Source organism: Rossellomorea vietnamensis (assembly GCF_025398035.1).
Taxonomy (GTDB): domain Bacteria; phylum Bacillota; class Bacilli; order Bacillales; family Bacillaceae_B; genus Rossellomorea; species Rossellomorea vietnamensis_B.
The window spans coordinates 2,583,789-2,601,412 of record NZ_CP104558.1 but is presented as its reverse complement, the minus strand read 5'-3'; the positions used below and the strand labels follow the sequence as shown (position 1 = coordinate 2,601,412).

The following is a 17,624-nucleotide window of genomic DNA, read 5'->3' as shown; positions in this document are numbered from 1 at the left end:
GCTCCTTTTTAGATCAGCTGATCAAGGAGTTTGCTTTTTCTTTTTGATGACCAAGTAGACGAGATAGACAAGAATCAGTACACCGCCTGCAGCAAGTGTCAGTATAGTGAAGTTCTCTTCGATAAAAGGTTTTGCTTTCGCTCCCAATGTGAGAATGATTGCACCCTCCAGGAAAAAGCGAATCCCCCTGCCGATGATCGACCAGATCACAAGTACCCGGATCTTCACGCCGGAAACCCCTGCGAATATGGTGAAAATCTTATACGGGACCGGTGTCAGACCTGCAATCAGTAATGCCATTGGGCCGAACTTTTTGAAGTACTCTTCTACTTTTTGAATTCTTGCTTCAGAGAATAGCCGAACAAGAATCGGGCGACCCAGCTTTTTCCCGATCAACCATCCAAAAAGGGCTCCGATGACGGAAGCGATCGTCGTATAAAGTGCGTAAAGCAGTGCACTGCCGGGGTTGGCAATCGCCAATGGAATCAGTAATACATCAGGTGGAATGGGGAAGAAAGATGAATCTGCGAAAGAGACGATGATCAGTCCCCATACACCGTAATCCATTAACCATGCTTCGAACGTGTGAAGTAGTTCAGACATAAGTAATCTCCTTTATGAATAAAGCGTTAGTTTCGTTTTTAATAGAACATAAGAAAGTATATCACTTTTCATAAAGGGAGTCATGAAATATCCTATTCCACCTGTACTTAAAGAACTGAATCGTTCACATTCTCGAAATAAATCTATTTCTCGGGAAATAGTGACAGTATTCTTTCGGATTCTACATTTCAGCAGGGGATTTCGTCCCCAATAATCGCAATCCTTCGGCAAGGACAATCCCCACGGCATGAACCAGGGCCAGACGGGAATGTTGCTGATTGTCACCCGAAATGATTTTGGTTTTAGCATAATAACGGTTGAAGCTTTGTGATGTGGCGATTAAATATTTGGCAATGACAGATGGAGCATAATGCTGCCATGCTTTTTCGATAATTTCCGGAAATAACCGCAGCTGTTTAATCACGTCCCAGCTTTCGGCATCTTCAAGACCTTCAAATGTCAGTGGCTCGCTCTGACCTGCTTTTCTAAGGAGGGACTGGGCTCTCGCATATGTGTATTGAATATAAGGACCAGTTTCCCCTTCGAACGTGAGCATATGTTCCAGGGAGAATTCAATATCATTGAGCCGGTCATTTTTCAGGTCATGAAAAATGATGGCCCCGACCCCGACATCTCGAGCAACCGCATAAGCATCTTTTAAGTCAGGGTTTTTTTGCTTGATGTTGTCCTCCGCCATTTTGATTGCTTCCTGAAGCACTTCTTCAAGTAGGATGACCCTTCCTTTTCTTGTAGACATCTTCTTTCCATCCTTTAAATACAAACCGAATGGAATATGCTTCATTTCATCCGCCCAATTGTACCCTAGCTTTTTCAACACATTCATCACTTGCTGGAAATGGATGGTCTGCTCCTGTCCTACAATGTACAGGGCTTCATCAAAGGCATATTGACGATGACGATAAAGGGCAGCAGCAAGGTCCCGTGTGGCATAAAGGGTTGCTCCATCAGTTTTCTTGATCAGGCAGGGTGGCAGATTCCCGTCATCCATCCTAACGACTTGTGCCCCTTGGGATTCCTCAAGGAGATGTTGTTTCTTGAGCAGGGTCACGACTTCTTCCATCTTATCATTGAAGAATGCTTCACCGTTATAGGAATCGAACTCGACGCCAAGTAAAGAGTAGATCGTCTTAAAGGCTTGGAGTGATTCATCTTTAAACCATCTCCAAAGCCCGGTAATCTCTTCATCCCCGTCTTCGAGGAGCTTAAAGGCTTTTCTTCCTTCTTCCTCAAGGGAAGCGTCGAGTTCTGCTTCTTCATGAAACTTTTTATAAAGAATGAACAACTCAGCAATGGGATTCTCTTTGACCTTATCAGGGTCTCCCCATTTTTTGAAAGCGACGATCAGTTTGCCGAACTGTGTTCCCCAGTCTCCGATGTAATTGATTTTTTCGGTACGATAGCCGCATTTTTCGGCAATGGTGGCAATGGCATTGCCGATGACCGTTGAACGGAGGTGCCCCATGGAAAACGGCTTGGCGATGTTGGGGGAGGACATGTCTAATACGACGGTTCTGTTTTCTCCAAAGGTGTGGGTTCCATAATCCTTTCCTTTCGCCAATATCCCCGACACGATTTCTTTTCCTGCTTTACTACCGTCAAAATGGATATTGATATAAGGTCCAACCGCTTCCACCTTGGTGAAAAGGGGAGAGGTAATCTCAGCGGCCATTTCCCTGGCGATCTGTGCTGGAGCTTTTTTCATGGTTTTGGCCAACTGGAAGCAAGGGAAGGCTAAGTCCCCTAAATGACTATGCTTCGGAGTTTCAATCAAATCGTATAGTTCTTTCTCGCTCCAGTCCTGCAGGAGCTGAGTCTTTAATTCTTGGGCAAATATTAATTTCAAGTCCATCTTGTTACACCTCCCATTAGTATAAAACACAAAAAAACCCGTCTCTATACAGAGACGAGTTTAGCTCGCGGTACCACTCTTATTCCCGATTAAGGACACTCATTGTATAACGGGAGATCCCGGTCCTTCCCTACTGATTTCAAGAAGAACTTCTCAGAAGTGCGGTTCATCCAGGGCTTCATACCGGGCTCCCACCGCCCCCGGCTCGCTTAAGATCCACGTCGGGATTACTCTCTTCTTCACAGAATATTCCATATCTAATTACTATTATTTTACACATTTCCCGGATGAATGCAACCGGGAATTAGGAATCTTCTGAAGAAAACATATACGTCTTATGATGAAACCTCATACTGAACACAAGGCCGAGGGCCAGCATATTCCCCATGAGGGAGCTCCCTCCATAACTGATGAACGGAAGGGGGATACCGGTGATCGGGAGTAACTGGATCGTCATTCCGATGTTCTGGAACACATGGAACGTGATCATACTGATGATCCCCGCACACACATAAGCGTTGAAAGGCTCTTTCGTATCAAGGGCCGTCTTGGTTAGGTGGTAGATCAGCAGGAAATATAAGCTGATGACGACACTTGCGCCGATAAATCCGTATTCTTCACCGATGACACTGAAAATAAAGTCTGTATGATTTTCCGGGATATACACTTCCCGGTCACTGTAGCCTTTCCCGAAAATCTGTCCCGAACCAATGGCGTTAAGGGAGTTGATCAAGTGAAATCCTTCTAATTTCGCATAATTGTACGGATCGAGCCAGGCATAGATCCGTCCGAATTGGTAAGGTTTCACGTTTAAATATTTCTCCAATAATTGTGGTGCCCATATGACCAGTGAAAGGATGCCTGCACCTAAGACTCCGATCGAAGCATAGATAGGCACAATCAGCTTCCACGTAATACCTGAAACGAGGATGATACCCGTCATGATGGCTAGTATGACCAATGATGTCCCTAAATCCGGCTGCTGCATGATGAAAGCAAGTGGGAGAAGGGTGGTCAAGCCGATTTTAATCAATAACTGAAAGTCTGTCTGCACTGTTTTTCTTGGATTAAGTTCATGATGATTGGTAATGACACGTGCCAAAGCAAGGATTAAGAATGTCTTCATGAACTCTGAAGGCTGTATCGATCCAAGCGGTCCAAGCATGAACCAGCTTTTGGCCCCATTCCGGTGAGGTGCGATGCTTTCCGGAGAAATCAATAATAAAACGAGCAAGAAGATTCCTGCGCCGTATATGTACCAGGCAAGCCGTTTATACTGATCTGAGTCGAGAAATAACGCAGCGCCGATGATGATACCGCCCACTACGTACCAAAAAGCCTGTCTAATCACAAAGTTTGTCCCATATTGCCCTGAGGTCTGGGCACTGCTGATTCCCATTGCACTTACAATAAAGAACAGCATCAATAAAAAGAGAAGACCCCAATCGATCTTATCAGCAAATCGCTGGCGAGTTTCCATAATCTATTCACCTGAATTTCTAAAGATTTCACATTCCTAGTCTAATAGAAATGAAAGGAAATTTCTACTCATGACACGAGAAATTCAAGAACTTCTGTCGGGATATGACAGGTATTTGGAACAGGTGATTATTTGTATTCACTGGGAATGTTGATGGCAGAAGGGATTAGGGGGAAAACAGAGAGGGGATATTCCATTTATTACATGTTTATAGTGGGTAATTGATATTGAAATAGATTCTATTTATAAATATGTGGTTTAGAAGCTGATATCGATGCTAATCTTCAACACATAGTACTGAAATATGACTATTTCCGACAATTCCCTGCGACTTTTGTCATCATTTTGAAATGAAATAGAAAAGAACAAGTAGGTCCTATATTTGATAAAATAGAAACTATGAACTGTGCACCGTGTTAATCAGATGGAGGGAATGTTCTTGAAGGCAAATAACCAAGTTAAAGATATCATCTATGTTCACAAGAATCCGGATCGCCACTATGTCGTTTCGTACGGAATCCATTTCAACGAGTTTGCAATGAATGCCCGTAAACCCTTAAAGAACTTACTTCTCATCAAGCATCAGTACGAACATGGTGCTTTCAATATACATACCCATATGGAATATGTAGAAAAGGACGAAATGAAGAAGATCATCGATGACGGGGTTCAGAGCTATGGAGACTTCTGCTGGATCGATTTCGAAGAAGAGGTCGGAGTCGATGAATTGAACGGACAGGAAATTGCAGAACTCCTTTATATGGGGCATATCAAGCAGCCATTGAACCCTCCATTTTATTCCAAACTGAATAACCGCTACGCCTATCTTTCCCATGATGACGGCTGGTTCAATAAGGTTTATTACCGGGACTTTGAGGACTTCTATCATATGCTGGGGGCGACCCTTTCATCAAAGCTCAGTACGATGAAGAGTGGAAAAGGCCTCTTCGGTATGAAGAAGGAAAAACCCTACCCTGTGATCGGAAAGGAAGTCATTCATTCCTTCCAGGATAAGTTAAAAGAAGGAATGGTCATCTCCCTTGAAAAAGCAGTATTGACAAGAGGGAAGATCGAGATTCCCATATGGGTGATCGGTGATTATTATGACATGGATGAAATGACAGAGGATTATAAGCAGATTCGCAAATTACCGGCGAACGGGTTACTTTCATATGACCGTAAAACCAAGAGCTGGAGCGCCTTACTTAAATGAAGGACCGTGACGTTTTAGCAGATATTTCATTCCATGACACGTTGGTGCAAGCCGTCTTTCTCGAACGTCTCAATCGGTTTGTGCTGGAGTGCGAACTTCCTTCAGGTACAAAAGAAAAAGTCCACTTACCCGATCCGGGCAGGCTCAAGGACTTATTGGTACCCGGAGGGCCGATCTGGCTGCAGGAATCCAAGGACCCCAAAAGGAAAACAAGGTGGTCAGCGGTTATGACCCATGATGCTGTAAATGATATGTATGTTTCCTTGAATACGCAATATCCAAACCGGTTGGTACTGGAAGCCCTGCAGTTGGAAGTACTGGAGGAGCTGAAGGGCTGGCGCTTGGAAAAAGCCGAATATAAGGTGGGGGGTTCACGCTTTGACTTCCTCCTCACTCATAAACAAAATGATGAGAAATTACTACTCGAAGTCAAAAGCGTCACGATGGTCGAGGCCGGAATGGGTAAATTTCCCGATGCCGTCACAGCAAGGGGAGCGAGGCATGTAGAGGAACTGACCCATTTGCAGATGAAGGGAAGCTATCAAGCTGCGGTCTTATTCATTGCCCAACGCACGGATCTCAGGGGAATCACTTCCGCTCCTGAAATCGATCCCCATTTTGCCCGGGTCATGGAAGAAGCCGCAAGACACGGGGTCAGGTTCTTCGGGAGAAAATGCATTGTCACGCCTGAACGCATCTCCCTCAGTGGGTCTATCCCCGTTTACACAGAAAAGGATTAATCTCGCCGTGCCCCGCCCGAGATTAATCCTTTTTTTAATGTCCCTATTCCACCACTACTTTAGCCGTCGCTTTATAGTCCTGATCCCCCTTGGCGGTCATCCAGACGGTCAATGTATAAGAGCCGCTTTCCACCTTTGGGAGGACGATTTCACGGGAAAACGCTTCCCCTTGTTTCACTGTGATTTCCTGTAATGCCTGTGTATACATTTTATTCTTTGAATCTTTATAAACGATCTCGCCTTTTTCGTTTCGAAGTTCATAGTCTATCGTCTGGCCTGATGAGAAAGAAAATATTTTCTCCTGCTCTGTTTGGTTTTTTACACTATATACATACACCATTTGACCATCTGCATCTTTCTTGGTTAATGAAGGTTCCATTTCGCCTGCGACAATTCCTTTCTGTACAGAAATATCTTCACCCGCTCCCTGTTCGGTCTCATCTTTTACCGGCTGGCTGTCGTTTTCATCAGCTGTTCCACAGCCGGCCATTCCCGCTATAAGAATGAATATCATCATGAATCGCTTCACGCTAGAGTCACCTCCTTACTGTATTAGACAGAGTTTGTTCAAAAAGGTTACAAGCCTTCAGAATATGAGCACGAAGGCATGGGGGATGTGCTCTTCTAGTTTCTTTCACCCACAATTCGGGCATTCATTTACATATGTAAGGCAGATTACTTTTTTATATTGTACGGTTTAGTACTATATAATTATAGAAAAGCGCAGAGGAGCATGATGGATGAGAATAGGGTTAACGATTGTAAGTGTATTTTTCTTACTATTAGTATCGGCTTGCGGTTCGACAAATGCAAACGATAGCGGGAAAATACCTGATGAAGAGTGGGGAACGATCACGTCGAAAGCAGAAGGGACCAAAGTGAATATGTTCATGTGGGGAGGAGATGACGGGATCAATCGATATATCGATGAGGTCATGGCCCCCATGATAAAAGAAAAGAACAATATCGAATTGAACCGGGTTCCTTTAGACACACCGGAAATCCTGCAGAAGCTGCAAACCGAGAAGCGGGCAGGAAAAGAAAAGGGGACGATCGATATCATCTGGGTCAACGGTGAAAATTTTAAAAATGCGAAAGAACAAGATCTGTTGGCAGGTTCCTTTACTGACAAATTGCCTAACTACAACCAATACTATGATACGGACAGTGACGCCTTTCAATATGACTTCGGAACCGAGACAGAAGGGTTCGAAGCCCCTTGGGGAAAAGTTCAATTCGTTTTTTTCTATAATAGTGAAAAAGTGAAAAGCCCGCCGGCCACCTTGGAAGATTTAAAAACACTCATGAAAGAGAATCCCGGGAAATTCACTTATCCTAACCCAAGTGATTTCACTGGGAATGCATTTCTAAGGCATCTCCTCTATGCCAAAACGGATTCGAATCTGGCCCGGGACGGGTTTGATGAAGAAAAGTCGGAAGAAATCGGAGCGGAAGTATGGGACGAATTAAACACCCTGAAGCCTTATCTGTGGCGAAAAGGCGAGACATATCCATCTACCTTGACGGACCTTGATAAGTTGTATAGTCAGGAAGAGGTATGGATGACGATGGGGTATAACGAAGCCAGGGCGGAACATTTGATCAAGGATGGCGTGTTTCCGGTAAGCACGAAGTCATTCATATTAGAGGACATCGGGTCGATCGGGAACACTCATTTCCTCGCTATTCCTTTCAATAGTCCCAATAAAGAGGGTGCCCTGGTGGCCATAAATGAGTTTCTCTCCCCGGAAGCGCAGTATGAGAAACTCAAGCCGGATTATTGGGGGGAAAGTTCGCCCATTTCCTATGACAAGCTTGATGAGGAGTGGAGGAAGAAGTTCATGGAGATCGATCGCGGTGAAAGTGTACTGGAGGCATCAAAGCTTGAAGAAAACTTCAAGGGTGAGCTTGATGCTGCCTATGTTGAATGGTTGAAGGAGAACTGGATCCGTGAAGTGGCCAGCCAATAACGCACTTCTCCTCCTGCCGGGCCTCCTCTTTTTCCTCCTGATCCCGGGACTCGGGGTCGTTCTTGCGATGTGGGAAAGTGTAAGGGGCGGGGGAGTCTTTACATTCGAACATTACCGGGAATTGTTTGAGCAAGATCGTTTTATTACATCTGTCCTGTTCAGTCTGACTGTGACAGCGGTCTCAACGATCCTGTCCCTTTTCATTGGATTGGGTATCGTCAAGGGCTTCTCTCCATTGTTAAAGGAAACCAGGCATAAACTGCTGGTGTGGATCCCGATGCTCGTCCCCCATTTTGTATGGGCGTATCTCGTCTACTTACTCTTTAATCAGAGCGGCTTTTTTTCAAGTATCGCCGGGGTGATGGGTTGGATTGACGATCGCAGTCAATTTCCTATATTGGTACAGGACCGGAATGGGATCGGGATCATGTTGACGTATGTGTGGAAAGAAGTTCCCTTTGTGACCCTCATGCTGTTGCCCGTGTATGCCACCCTATCCAAAGGGTATAAAGAGGTCGCTTCGTTATTGGGAGCGGGACCGTATCAAACGTTCAGAGTGGCAGAATGGCCCTTCATCTATCCTGTCCTCATTGAAACAGGGGCCATTCTTTTTGCCTTTATCTTTACCGCCTTTGAAGTTCCACGGTTGTTGGGGGTAACGTCTCCACAAATGCTTGCGATCCTTGCATACGATTGGTTTTATAGCGGTAACTGGAGTGACCGTCCACTAGCGTTTGCCTCCCTTGTCATGACCGGACTCGGCATCGGGGTCCTCATGTGGCTCGTTCTATACTTCACGAACAAGAAACGGATGCACATTACTAAAGGGATTGGGAATTAGGGGGTCATGATGAAAAAAACGTCATTTTACAGCATATCCTTTATCCTTTTTGCCTTTCCCCTTCTCTTCTTGGTGTATAAAAGCTTTTACGGTGTAGCGGCATGGGGGAGTCCTGCTCTGGGTGATCCAAGCGTAAGGGCGTGGGAACTCTTGATGAACGAAGGAGGGTTTCTGAATTCAGTATGGGTGTCGGTATGGATTGCAGTAATCGTGTTGGTTCTCAATCTTCTGATCGGCATCACAGCGGGAAAAGTGTTTTCCTTTTCTTCTTTCAGGGGGAAAGCGTTGATGGAAGCGCTCATGATGCTGCCCCTGTTCATTCCTGTTTTAGTCGTTGCCATCGGACTTCATATTACCTTCATACGATATGGCCTCTCCGATCACTGGCTCGGGGTCGCCCTCGTTCATTTGGTGCCGACGATTCCTTACAGCATTAAAATGTTTAAAACAGGCTATGAGCGGATCGGCTCGAAATTACTCGAACAATCAACCATCCTGGGAGGAAGTGCCGTCAAGCGCTTATACCATATCGAATTGCCTTTGCTCCTTCCAAGCATACGCAGTGTATTGTTCCTGACGATCGTCATCTCTTTAAGTCAATACGTGTTGACGGCGATCATAGGCGGGGGGAACGTCGTAACCCTTGCAATGGTCTATTACCCATTTACCGATACGGCAGATGAAGCGGTCATGGCGGCATTCTCCATCGTGTTCGCCCTTATCCCCCTCATCTTATACATCATACTTGAGGGGTGTTTGACATTCATACTCCCTTATCAGCATCTAAGAAGGAGGAAGAGGAAGTGAGTCCATTCATACATATCCAGGGAGTGTCCAAAACCTTTAAAGAGAAAGAGATTTTGAATGAGGTAACCTTCTCATTGAAGAAAGGGGAGATCCTTTCATTGGTGGGAGCGTCTGGTTCGGGGAAATCAACCTTTTTGCGGATTCTCTCAGGCTTAGAATCTGCTACAAAGGGAAAGGTATTAATAGATGGTAACGATATTTCTTCAACCAAACCTCAAAACCGACCGATTGGAATGGTCTTTCAGCAGCCTTTGTTATTTCCTCATATGAATGTTCTTGAAAACGTCATGTACGGTCTGGAAATGAGGGGGAAAAAGAAACGTGAAAATAAAAGGAAGGCGAAAGACTATATTCAAAGAGTCGGTTTAGGTGAAGTCATGCATCATTACCCCTTTGAGCTATCGGGAGGCCAGCAGCAACGGGTGTCCCTTATCCGCTCCCTCATTCTGAAACCAAAGCTGTTACTCTTGGACGAACCTTTCAGCAGCCTCGATCTGCAACTGAGGAGAGAGTTGAGGCAGTGGGTATTGAACGTATTTAAAGAAGAAGGAACCACAGTCTTGTTCGTCACCCATGACCGTGATGAAGCCTATGAGGTGGGAGACCGGGTGGCCGTGTTACACGAGGGACGATTCCTGCAGGCGGGGACACCGGAGGAAATCTATTACCGTCCGGGCTCCTCCTTTGTCGCTTCTTTCATGAGTGACGGACTCATACTGTCTCCGAGACAATTCATTCATGCTTCCCATCTGTCCATAAGCGCTTCAGGACAGAATCTGCCTTACCCAAAGTGGAAGGGAAAGATCCAGCAAAAGCTGTTTGTAGCTGGAACGAACATCCACGAAATATGGGTGGAAGAATTGAAGCAGAAACTCCATCTCCCCCTTGAATGGGAATCCTCCCACGGGACGGTTTGGCTATATGCCGAGGAAGAGAACATTCAAACGTTTCAGAACGAGGAATAGGAGGGAAGAATATTGAAGAAGAAGGAAATCGGCAAGATCTTTCTATTCATCGCGGTATTACTGTTCCTCATGTGGCTCAGCCGCAATTTCTTTCACATAAAGCCTCATGATATCAGGGATTGGATCGTGTCATTCGGCATATGGGCCCCGATCGTCTTTATTGTCGTTTATACGGTCCGCCCATTGATCCTTTTCCCGGCTTCCATCCTGTCGTTCTCGGCTGGCCTTGCTTTCGGTGCGGTGGAAGGCTTCTTTTACATTGTACTGGGGGCACTGGGGGGTGCGACGGTTGCCTATTATGCAGCAAGCATCCTGGGGGCGAAACTGTTAAAGAGACCATCGCCACGCATCGTGAAGATACGGGAAAAGATGGAGGAGAGCGGCTTCATCTATGTCCTTGTATTGCGTCTGGTGCCGTTCTTGAACTTTGATTTGATCAGTTACCTGGCCGGAATGGGGAAAGTGAGATACCTTCCATTCATTCTCGCCACAGCCATCGGAATATTACCAGGAACGTTTGGCTATGTCTTTTTAGGATCAAGCCTGGTAGGAGAAGATCGGACGAATTTATACATTGCCATAGCGTTTTTCTTGGCCATGATCATCGTACCCCTCATTTTTAAGAAGAAGATGAAAGCATGGCTTGGATTATCGGGCAAAGAAGATAAGTAAGGGGTGTGAAGTACATGTTAGACACGCATGCCCGTAAGTGGGTGCAGCCAAGTATAGAGGGAACGGCGCGTCTGTTCCTGAACAAAGGATTAACGGCCAATCAAGTGACGGTCACCGCCTTCATCATAGGGTCTGTGACCGGCCTGGTCTATTACCTGGGTTTCCCGATCATGGCCGTTCTTTTATTATGGCTGTCGGGATTCCTGGACGCCGTGGATGGAACCATGGCCCGATTGACCAAACCATCTCCCTTTGGCACCGTCATGGATGTCACGTTTGATCGGATCGTTGAAATCAGCGTCATCCTCGGGGTTGCTTTCCTTCATCCTGACATCATGTGGGCCCTCCTCTTACTCAGTGTCTCCATCATCATTTCCATGACCATTTTCCTGACTGTGGGAGCTGTATCAGAGAAGCAGGGTATGAAGTCCTTCTATTATCAAGCGGGACTGGCTGAAAGAACGGAAGGATTCATCCTGTTCAGTCTCATGATGATATTTCCCACCATTGTCTTGTGGACCACCCTCCTGTTTTTTGCAGTGGAGTTATACACGGGAATCCAACGATTTCTAGAAGCGAAACGACTACTTTCATAAGGAGAGATTCAGATGGAACAATACGATTTAATTGTCATAGGAGGAGGGGCAGGCGGATTGACCGTCGCCTCGGGGGCCGCTTCACTGGGAGCTAAAGTGGCACTTGTTGAAAAAAGCGGCCTTCTGGGCGGGGATTGCCTTCACTTTGGCTGTGTCCCGTCCAAGGCGTTCATCCAATCGGCAAGGGAAGTGGCGACCATACGTTCAGCCGCGGATTACGGATTTGAAACAAAAGGATCCGTCGATATGAAGAAGGTAAAAGAACGAGTCAAAGGGGCCATTTCACACATTCAACAGCACGATGATCCCGAGCGCTTCCTGGAGCTTGGGGTCGATATTTATTTCGGGGCAGCCGAGTTCCTGGATCCCCATACCATTCTGGTGGAGAAAGAGGACCGGATCTCCGGGAAGCGGGTGGTTGTGGCGACAGGATCAAGTCCCCTTATCCCGGAAATCGATGGCCTTCTTGATGTTGAATACCATACGAATGAAACAGTATTCGAAGTGGACGAACTCCCTAGCCGGGTGGTCTTCATCGGCGGAGGTCCAATCGGTCTTGAACTGGCACAGGCTTTCTCCCATTTAGGCTCAGAAGCCGTTGTCCTTGAACAGCATGATGAAATCCTGGTGAAAGAAGATAAGGAAATCCGGGAAGTGGCCACCGGGTTATTGGAAAAGGATATTCAGTTTGTATTTGGAGCGGAAATCAAACGTGTGTCGAAGCGGGATGGACTAAAGGTGGTTCATTACGTAAAAGATGGAGAAGAGCAGTCGATTGAGGGGGACCTTTTATTCCTTGCGACAGGTCGCAAGCCGGGTACAGAATCCTTGAATCTTTCCGCTGCCGGAGTGGAGACCGACGACCGGGGATTCATCGAGGTGAATGATGAACTAAGAACGAATCAATCCCATATTTTCGCCATAGGAGATGTGAACGGCCGCTATCCATTCACTCACGGTGCCGGAATGGAAGGGAAGCTGGTCGTCCAGAACGCCGTATTCGGATTGAAACGAAATGTCTCTTATAACAAGCTGCCCTGGACAACCTATACGACACCGGAAATCTTTCATATCGGCTTGACCGAGGAAGAAGCGGTGGAAAAAGGAATGGAATACAAGGTCTATAAGAAAACGTTAGACGAGGTTGACCGGTTCGTGGCAGATCAGAAGACAGAGGGACTCGTCAAAATCATCACAGACCTGAAAGGCAAGATCCTCGGTGCCCACGCAGTAGGCGCGGGTGCAGGGGACTGGATGCAGCCCGTCGTCTTTGCAATGGAAAAGGGGAGCAAGATCGGTGCCCTATCCAACATGGTCTATCCTTACCCGAATCACGCAGCAGCCGTTCAACAGACAGCGGACCTATACTGGAGAGAGAAGCTGTTCGACGGAGTATTGCCTGTGATTAGTAAGAAGTATGTGGAATTGTTTAGATAAGGTGTTTACAGCGCGACTGCTGGGAGGCGGTCGTGTTTTTTTGTGGCGGAAGCTGCTTAACCCTCACTCCCGATACTTCCTCATAAACCGCTGATCGATCCAGTCCTTCAACCTCCAGGCCCATCCGCTGACCAATGAAAAGGATCCGTAGGTTAGGAAGCCACGCTTGTCCCCCACAGACATGATAGCGAGATATCGATTCTGGGGCTCAAAGGGAATGATTTTTCCATTGGCTGCGGCGCCGTTCAAGTTTTCCCATAGGACGGGCCCTTGTCTGACGGCCGTTACGCCGTTTTTAGGCACATCGGGAAAGTCTTGTAAGGTAGCGCAGTCACCGGTTCCAAACACGTTTGGGTATTCCACTGATTGAAGGTAGCTGTTGACGAGCAGGTATCCTTGTTCATCTGTCGGAAGCACGCTGCTCCCGAATAGGGGAGGTGCTTTAGGTCCTCCCAAGAAAATCACCTCTTCATAATCGAGGATCTCCCCTTTATCTGTATATAAACGGGACTCCTCCACTTTCGTCACACGCCCCGGATGCAGGTCGACGCCTTTTGTGAGGGCGATATCCGTCATTTTTTTAGACGAAAAGATACCGGCTTTTTCTAATAGTGGAGAGGAGTGGACGACTGTGATAGCATGATTGTCAAACCCTTTGTCCCTTTTCCATGCTTTCAGGGATAATGCCATTTCAATACTTGCTGCACCGCCACCGATAAAAATGGTTTTTCGGCTTTTCTGCAGTTTCCGGATTTGCTCGGGGAACCGGTAATTTGGTTTGATAGGCAGGTTGTGTGTATGTAAGCCTTTGATCTCCATTGAGTCATTTCGGGATCCGATGTCGAATGAAACAAAGTCGTATGTGAAGATCTCTCCTTTGTCTGTTAACAGGTGCTGCTGATCGGGATCGATGGAGAGAACGGCACTTTCGACAAAGTCACAGCCGGCAGCTTTACACAAGTTCTCTAAATCGATCCGGGTTTCTTCCAATGAATAGATTCCTTCCGTGTACCCGGAGAACATCCCGGAATAATATTGATAACGGGAAGGGGAAATGAGGACCCATTTCACGTTTTCCTCCTGGTGTCGACTCTTTTTTATGCAGTGGAGGTGGCTGTGTCCGCCACCGACTAAGATGATTGTTTTCATTGTGGGTCTTCTCCTTTTTAGAGAGAGCGTTTCTCTTCCCATTCTTCCCTGATTATGCCCATGCGAATGGAGTCATAATAAACCCCGTTGTAGTACCGGCATTTTCTCATACGTCCTTCAAGCTGCATCCCGATTTTCTCTGCGGCCTTCATCATCCGTTCATTCCCTGACCACGTCGTGATGCCGACCCGCCCGATTTCCTTCGTCATAAAGAGGTGATCGACCCATAGGGATAAGGCTTCGGTTCCATATCCACCGTTCCAATAGGCAGGATCGTAGATGACGATTCCCGCTTCAAGCCATCTGGTGGGCTCGTAATCCCAATAGTATCCGACGGTTCCGATGATGGTACCATCGACCTCGATGACCCGTTGGAACTCATCGCTGCGACTTTTGTTTCTGATGGATGATTCCATATACTCTTCAAAGGGGACGTACGTATGTTTAAAATAAGGGGCATCCCATTTTTTCCACTCGGGGGAAGGGTCGCCGTAAATATAGTCCCAAAGACGGGGAAGGTCTCTCTCTTCTATTTTTCTAAGTGTTACACGCTGACCGGTTAATTTCAATTCATGAGCACTCCTTTATTGTGTTACTATTTCCATTATACAGAAAACATCCAGAATAATCAGAATGAATAATAAGAAAAAACAGAGGTCCGTCCCTCTAAGGTGAGGGACGGACCTCTGTGTGGTTAACTTGCTTTAATGGAGGAGACCCGTGCTTTTTTCTTTTGGGTCAGTTTGTCGACGATGGATGTGATGGCACCGTCGCCTGTTACGTTGCAGGCAGTTCCGAAGCTGTCCTGTGCAAGGTAAAGGGCAATCATGAGAGACGTCATAGTCGGTCCGAATCCAAGCATCGTTTCAAGTAAGCCAAGGGCTGCCATAACGGCTCCACCGGGAACACCAGGTGCTGCAATCATCGTGATGCCGAGCATCAAAATGAATGGGAACAGTTGAGTGAATTGCAGTGCTTCACCCTGGATGAACATGACGGCCATGGCGCAGCTCACGAGTGTGATGGTGCTTCCTGATAAATGAATGGTGGCAAGGAGCGGGACAGAGAAGTCGGCAATCCGTTCTCTTGAACCGATTTTTTTGGAACGTTCAAGGGTGACGGGAATCGTTGACGCCGACGACTGTGTTCCGAGTGCCGTGAAATAAGCAGGGAGCATCCCTTTCATCATGGAAAGCGGGTTCTGCTTTCTCAGTGTACCGGCGGCTGTATATTGAACAACTAAAAAGACAAGATGTAATAGAATGATCATGACAAAAACTTTTGCAAATACAGACATGATGGCACTCACCTGTCCGCCTTGTGTCATATTGGCAAAGATTCCAAGGATATGAATCGGTAAAAGTGGAATGATGATCTTTTCAATGACAAGTTCCACGATATTCCTGAATTCATCCATCCCTTTTTGAAGGGTATCTCCTTTAATGGCGGCCATTCCCAGTCCAATGGTGAACGCGATGAGTAGTGCTGACATCACGCCCATGATCGGAGGCATGTCCACAGTGAAGAATCCTTTGAGAAGAGCTTCTTCTGGATTTTCAAATGATTGGGACGTTTGATTAGCGAGTAAAGTTGGGTAAATAGACTTCGCAACCGTAAAGGCGAGTAAACCGGCTAACACGGTGGAACCATACGCAAGGGCAGTGGTCAATCCGAGAAGTTTCCCTGCCCCTTTACCCATGGAGCCAATCCCCGGAGCGATGAAGCCGATGATGATCAATGGAATCGCAAATCCGAGGAAATTACCGAATAGTCCATTGAATGTAGCGAAGATCTTTACAAACCATTCTGGTGCATATGCTCCAATGACAATACCTAACGCGATACCTAAAAGGATCTTAGGCAGTAAACCGAGCTTTCTCATCTGGTGTCCTCCTTGAAAGTACAAATGTTTTTAATACGAGGATTATACACCTAATAGAGTGATAATTTAATAGCTTTTTAAATAGGCGAAATCTTAAGTGTATTCAGAATAATAATTGAAAGAACTGTCGCCGGACTGGTTTTCGTTTGCATACATATATAATGGGTCGTGATCCGAATGCCATTTGAATCAAGACAAATGTGGTAATTTTTATTTTCCAAAGGAATCATTCTTTCCCTTTCCGGTGAAAGTGATAAAATAGAAACATCTATTGTGAATATTGGAGGTAACGAAATACATGAAAACGAAGTTGTGCTTACTGTACGGCGGTAAATCCGCTGAACATAATGTTTCCCTGCAAACAGCCAAGGCCGTAATCGGTGCCCTGGACTTAAATAAATATGAAATCCACCCTATCTTTATTTCAATGGAAGGTAATTGGATGAAAGGACCACAATTGAATGCTCCCGTTGAAGATGTGAAAGCATTGCAGTTTAAAGAAGGCGAAGAGATCGCTCCCAATGCCTTGAGTACTTCGATCGCTCCTTCTGAATCGGAAGGCTATGACATGATCTTCCCATTGCTTCACGGACCGAATGGTGAAGATGGGACGGTTCAAGGGATGCTTGAGCTGTTGAATCTTCCATACGTAGGGAACGGAGTCCTTGCTTCATCTGCCGGAATGGATAAAGTCATTATGAAGAATCTATTTGCTCAGGCGGGCATTCCTCAAGTCAACTACACGTGGTTCATCCGCAGTACGTGGAAGGGGAACCCGGAATCTGCCTATAAACAGGTGGAAGAAGAGATTGGTTACCCATGCTTCGTAAAACCTGCCAACTTAGGTTCATCTGTAGGGATCAGCAAGTGTACGTCCCGTGAGGAATTAGCGGCTGCCTTCAGAGAAGCATTCCAATTCGACCGTAAGATCATCATCGAAGAAGGCGTGAAGGCCCGGGAAATTGAGCTTGGCGTACTTGGCAACGATCAGCCCGAATGCTCCGTGGCAGGAGAGATCGTACCTAAGAAAGATTTCTACGATTATAAAGCCAAATATGAAGATGGGGATACAGCCCTCATCATTCCTGCAGAAGTAGAAGGAAGCATCTACAATGAAATGAAGGAAATTGCGATTCAGTCATACAAAGCCCTGGATTGTTCAGGACTTGTGCGTGCAGACTTCTTCTTGACGGAAGACGGTCAGATTTACATGAACGAAGTGAACACGATGCCAGGTTTCACACCGTACAGCATGTTCCCGCTTCTTTGGAAACACACTGGAGTCGATTATCCTACCCTGATCGGGAAACTAGTGGAGCTTGGTTTGGAACGCTATCAAGACAAACAAACGATCAAACATACGATGTAAACAACTTGGGACTGACCACATCTAGAGGCA

At 46.2% G+C, this 17,624-nt stretch carries 17 protein-coding genes and 1 other annotated feature; of the genes, 10 read left to right on the top strand and 7 right to left on the bottom strand.

Going from position 1 to position 17,624, the window contains the following annotated elements; translation table 11 throughout:
* Positions 1–21: 21 nt before the first annotated feature.
* The 3 genes from N5C46_RS13365 to N5C46_RS13355 form a co-directional block, all read right to left on the bottom strand.
* A complete protein-coding gene (locus N5C46_RS13365) occupies positions 22–603 on the bottom strand; it encodes a YqaA family protein (RefSeq protein WP_034763130.1) in 582 nt (193 codons plus the stop codon).
* Between the two features lie 181 nt (positions 604–784).
* Positions 785–2,473 (bottom strand): arginine--tRNA ligase, encoded by a 1,689-nt coding sequence (gene argS, locus N5C46_RS13360; RefSeq protein WP_261749046.1) that lies wholly within the window; start codon positions 2,471–2,473, stop codon positions 785–787.
* Between the two features lie 47 nt (positions 2,474–2,520).
* Positions 2,521–2,725 (bottom strand) — a binding site (T-box leader).
* A 52-nt stretch (positions 2,726–2,777) separates the two neighbouring features.
* A complete protein-coding gene (locus N5C46_RS13355) occupies positions 2,778–3,953 on the bottom strand; it encodes an FtsW/RodA/SpoVE family cell cycle protein (protein WP_034763125.1) in 1,176 nt (391 codons plus the stop codon).
* Between the two features lie 439 nt (positions 3,954–4,392).
* Here N5C46_RS13355 and N5C46_RS13350 point away from each other — a divergent pair, with 439 nt between their 5' ends.
* On the top strand, positions 4,393–5,166 hold the full coding sequence (locus tag N5C46_RS13350) for a hypothetical protein (protein WP_261749045.1): 774 nt from the start codon (positions 4,393–4,395) through the stop codon (positions 5,164–5,166).
* A complete protein-coding gene (gene sfsA, locus N5C46_RS13345; RefSeq protein WP_261749044.1) occupies positions 5,163–5,906 on the top strand; it encodes a DNA/RNA nuclease SfsA in 744 nt (247 codons plus the stop codon). Before N5C46_RS13350 ends, sfsA begins: the two co-directional genes overlap by 4 nt.
* Before the next feature lie 43 nt (positions 5,907–5,949).
* Here the strand turns inward: sfsA and N5C46_RS13340 are convergent, their stop codons facing one another.
* The gene (locus N5C46_RS13340) at positions 5,950–6,435 is read right to left on the bottom strand and encodes a BsuPI-related putative proteinase inhibitor (RefSeq protein ID WP_261749043.1); all 486 of its coding nucleotides are present in this window, start codon (positions 6,433–6,435) and stop codon (positions 5,950–5,952) included.
* A 211-nt stretch (positions 6,436–6,646) separates the two neighbouring features.
* On the opposite strand from N5C46_RS13340, the gene N5C46_RS13335 reads away from it, so the two are divergent.
* From N5C46_RS13335 to N5C46_RS13305, 7 genes are read left to right on the top strand one after another with little or no spacing between them, the layout of a single operon-like run.
* On the top strand, positions 6,647–7,876 hold the full coding sequence (locus N5C46_RS13335) for an ABC transporter substrate-binding protein (protein ID WP_261749042.1): 1,230 nt from the start codon (positions 6,647–6,649) through the stop codon (positions 7,874–7,876).
* Positions 7,857–8,717 carry an ABC transporter permease gene (locus N5C46_RS13330; protein ID WP_261749041.1) on the top strand — a complete coding sequence of 287 codons (861 nt, stop codon included), beginning with the start codon at positions 7,857–7,859 and terminating at the stop codon, positions 8,715–8,717. Before N5C46_RS13335 ends, N5C46_RS13330 begins: the two co-directional genes overlap by 20 nt.
* A gap of 9 nt (positions 8,718–8,726) precedes the next feature.
* Positions 8,727–9,524 (top strand): ABC transporter permease, encoded by a 798-nt coding sequence (locus tag N5C46_RS13325; RefSeq protein ID WP_261749040.1) that lies wholly within the window; start codon positions 8,727–8,729, stop codon positions 9,522–9,524.
* Positions 9,521–10,489 (top strand): ABC transporter ATP-binding protein, encoded by a 969-nt coding sequence (locus N5C46_RS13320; RefSeq protein ID WP_261749039.1) that lies wholly within the window; start codon positions 9,521–9,523, stop codon positions 10,487–10,489. The genes N5C46_RS13325 and N5C46_RS13320 overlap by 4 nt, the downstream gene beginning before the upstream one ends.
* A 12-nt stretch (positions 10,490–10,501) precedes the next feature.
* Positions 10,502–11,161 (top strand): TVP38/TMEM64 family protein, encoded by a 660-nt coding sequence (locus tag N5C46_RS13315; protein WP_261749038.1) that lies wholly within the window; start codon positions 10,502–10,504, stop codon positions 11,159–11,161.
* A 14-nt stretch (positions 11,162–11,175) separates the two neighbouring features.
* Positions 11,176–11,757 carry a CDP-alcohol phosphatidyltransferase family protein gene (locus N5C46_RS13310; RefSeq protein WP_261749037.1) on the top strand — a complete coding sequence of 194 codons (582 nt, stop codon included), beginning with the start codon at positions 11,176–11,178 and terminating at the stop codon, positions 11,755–11,757.
* A gap of 12 nt (positions 11,758–11,769) precedes the next feature.
* Positions 11,770–13,194 (top strand): dihydrolipoyl dehydrogenase family protein, encoded by a 1,425-nt coding sequence (locus tag N5C46_RS13305; protein WP_261749036.1) that lies wholly within the window; start codon positions 11,770–11,772, stop codon positions 13,192–13,194.
* 63 nt (positions 13,195–13,257) lie between these two features.
* On the opposite strand, the gene N5C46_RS13300 is transcribed toward N5C46_RS13305, so the two are convergent.
* The 3 genes from N5C46_RS13300 to N5C46_RS13290 all read right to left on the bottom strand — a co-directional run bounded on the left by N5C46_RS13300 (position 13,258) and on the right by N5C46_RS13290 (position 16,225).
* Positions 13,258–14,343: an FAD-dependent oxidoreductase gene (locus tag N5C46_RS13300; RefSeq protein WP_261749035.1), complete on the bottom strand. Its 1,086-nt coding sequence runs from the start codon at positions 14,341–14,343 to the stop codon at positions 13,258–13,260.
* A gap of 17 nt (positions 14,344–14,360) precedes the next feature.
* Entirely contained in the window at positions 14,361–14,912 is a 552-nt protein-coding gene (locus tag N5C46_RS13295; RefSeq protein ID WP_261749034.1) for a GNAT family N-acetyltransferase, read from the bottom strand.
* Positions 14,913–15,037: 125 nt separating this feature from the next.
* A complete protein-coding gene (locus N5C46_RS13290) occupies positions 15,038–16,225 on the bottom strand; it encodes a dicarboxylate/amino acid:cation symporter (RefSeq protein ID WP_034763095.1) in 1,188 nt (395 codons plus the stop codon).
* 298 nt (positions 16,226–16,523) lie between these two features.
* Between N5C46_RS13290 and N5C46_RS13285 the strand changes: the two genes are divergently transcribed.
* Complete coding sequence (locus N5C46_RS13285) at positions 16,524–17,594, top strand: D-alanine--D-alanine ligase (RefSeq protein WP_261749033.1); 1,071 nt, start codon at positions 16,524–16,526, stop codon at positions 17,592–17,594.
* Positions 17,595–17,624 lie beyond the last annotated feature (30 nt).

Coding starts and splice junctions, on each gene's coding strand:
- N5C46_RS13285 (WP_261749033.1), top strand. CDS start 16,524: ATGAAAACGAAGTTGTGCTTACTGTACGGCGGTAAATCCGCTGAACAT.
- N5C46_RS13290 (WP_034763095.1), bottom strand. CDS start 16,225: ATGAGAAAGCTCGGTTTACTGCCTAAGATCCTTTTAGGTATCGCGTTA.
- N5C46_RS13325 (WP_261749040.1), top strand. CDS start 8,727: ATGAAAAAAACGTCATTTTACAGCATATCCTTTATCCTTTTTGCCTTT.
- N5C46_RS13300 (WP_261749035.1), bottom strand. CDS start 14,343: ATGAAAACAATCATCTTAGTCGGTGGCGGACACAGCCACCTCCACTGC.
- N5C46_RS13310 (WP_261749037.1), top strand. CDS start 11,176: ATGTTAGACACGCATGCCCGTAAGTGGGTGCAGCCAAGTATAGAGGGA.
- N5C46_RS13305 (WP_261749036.1), top strand. CDS start 11,770: ATGGAACAATACGATTTAATTGTCATAGGAGGAGGGGCAGGCGGATTG.
- N5C46_RS13355 (WP_034763125.1), bottom strand. CDS start 3,953: ATGGAAACTCGCCAGCGATTTGCTGATAAGATCGATTGGGGTCTTCTC.
- N5C46_RS13365 (WP_034763130.1), bottom strand. CDS start 603: ATGTCTGAACTACTTCACACGTTCGAAGCATGGTTAATGGATTACGGT.
- argS (WP_261749046.1), bottom strand. CDS start 2,473: ATGGACTTGAAATTAATATTTGCCCAAGAATTAAAGACTCAGCTCCTG.
- N5C46_RS13335 (WP_261749042.1), top strand. CDS start 6,647: ATGAGAATAGGGTTAACGATTGTAAGTGTATTTTTCTTACTATTAGTA.
- sfsA (WP_261749044.1), top strand. CDS start 5,163: ATGAAGGACCGTGACGTTTTAGCAGATATTTCATTCCATGACACGTTG.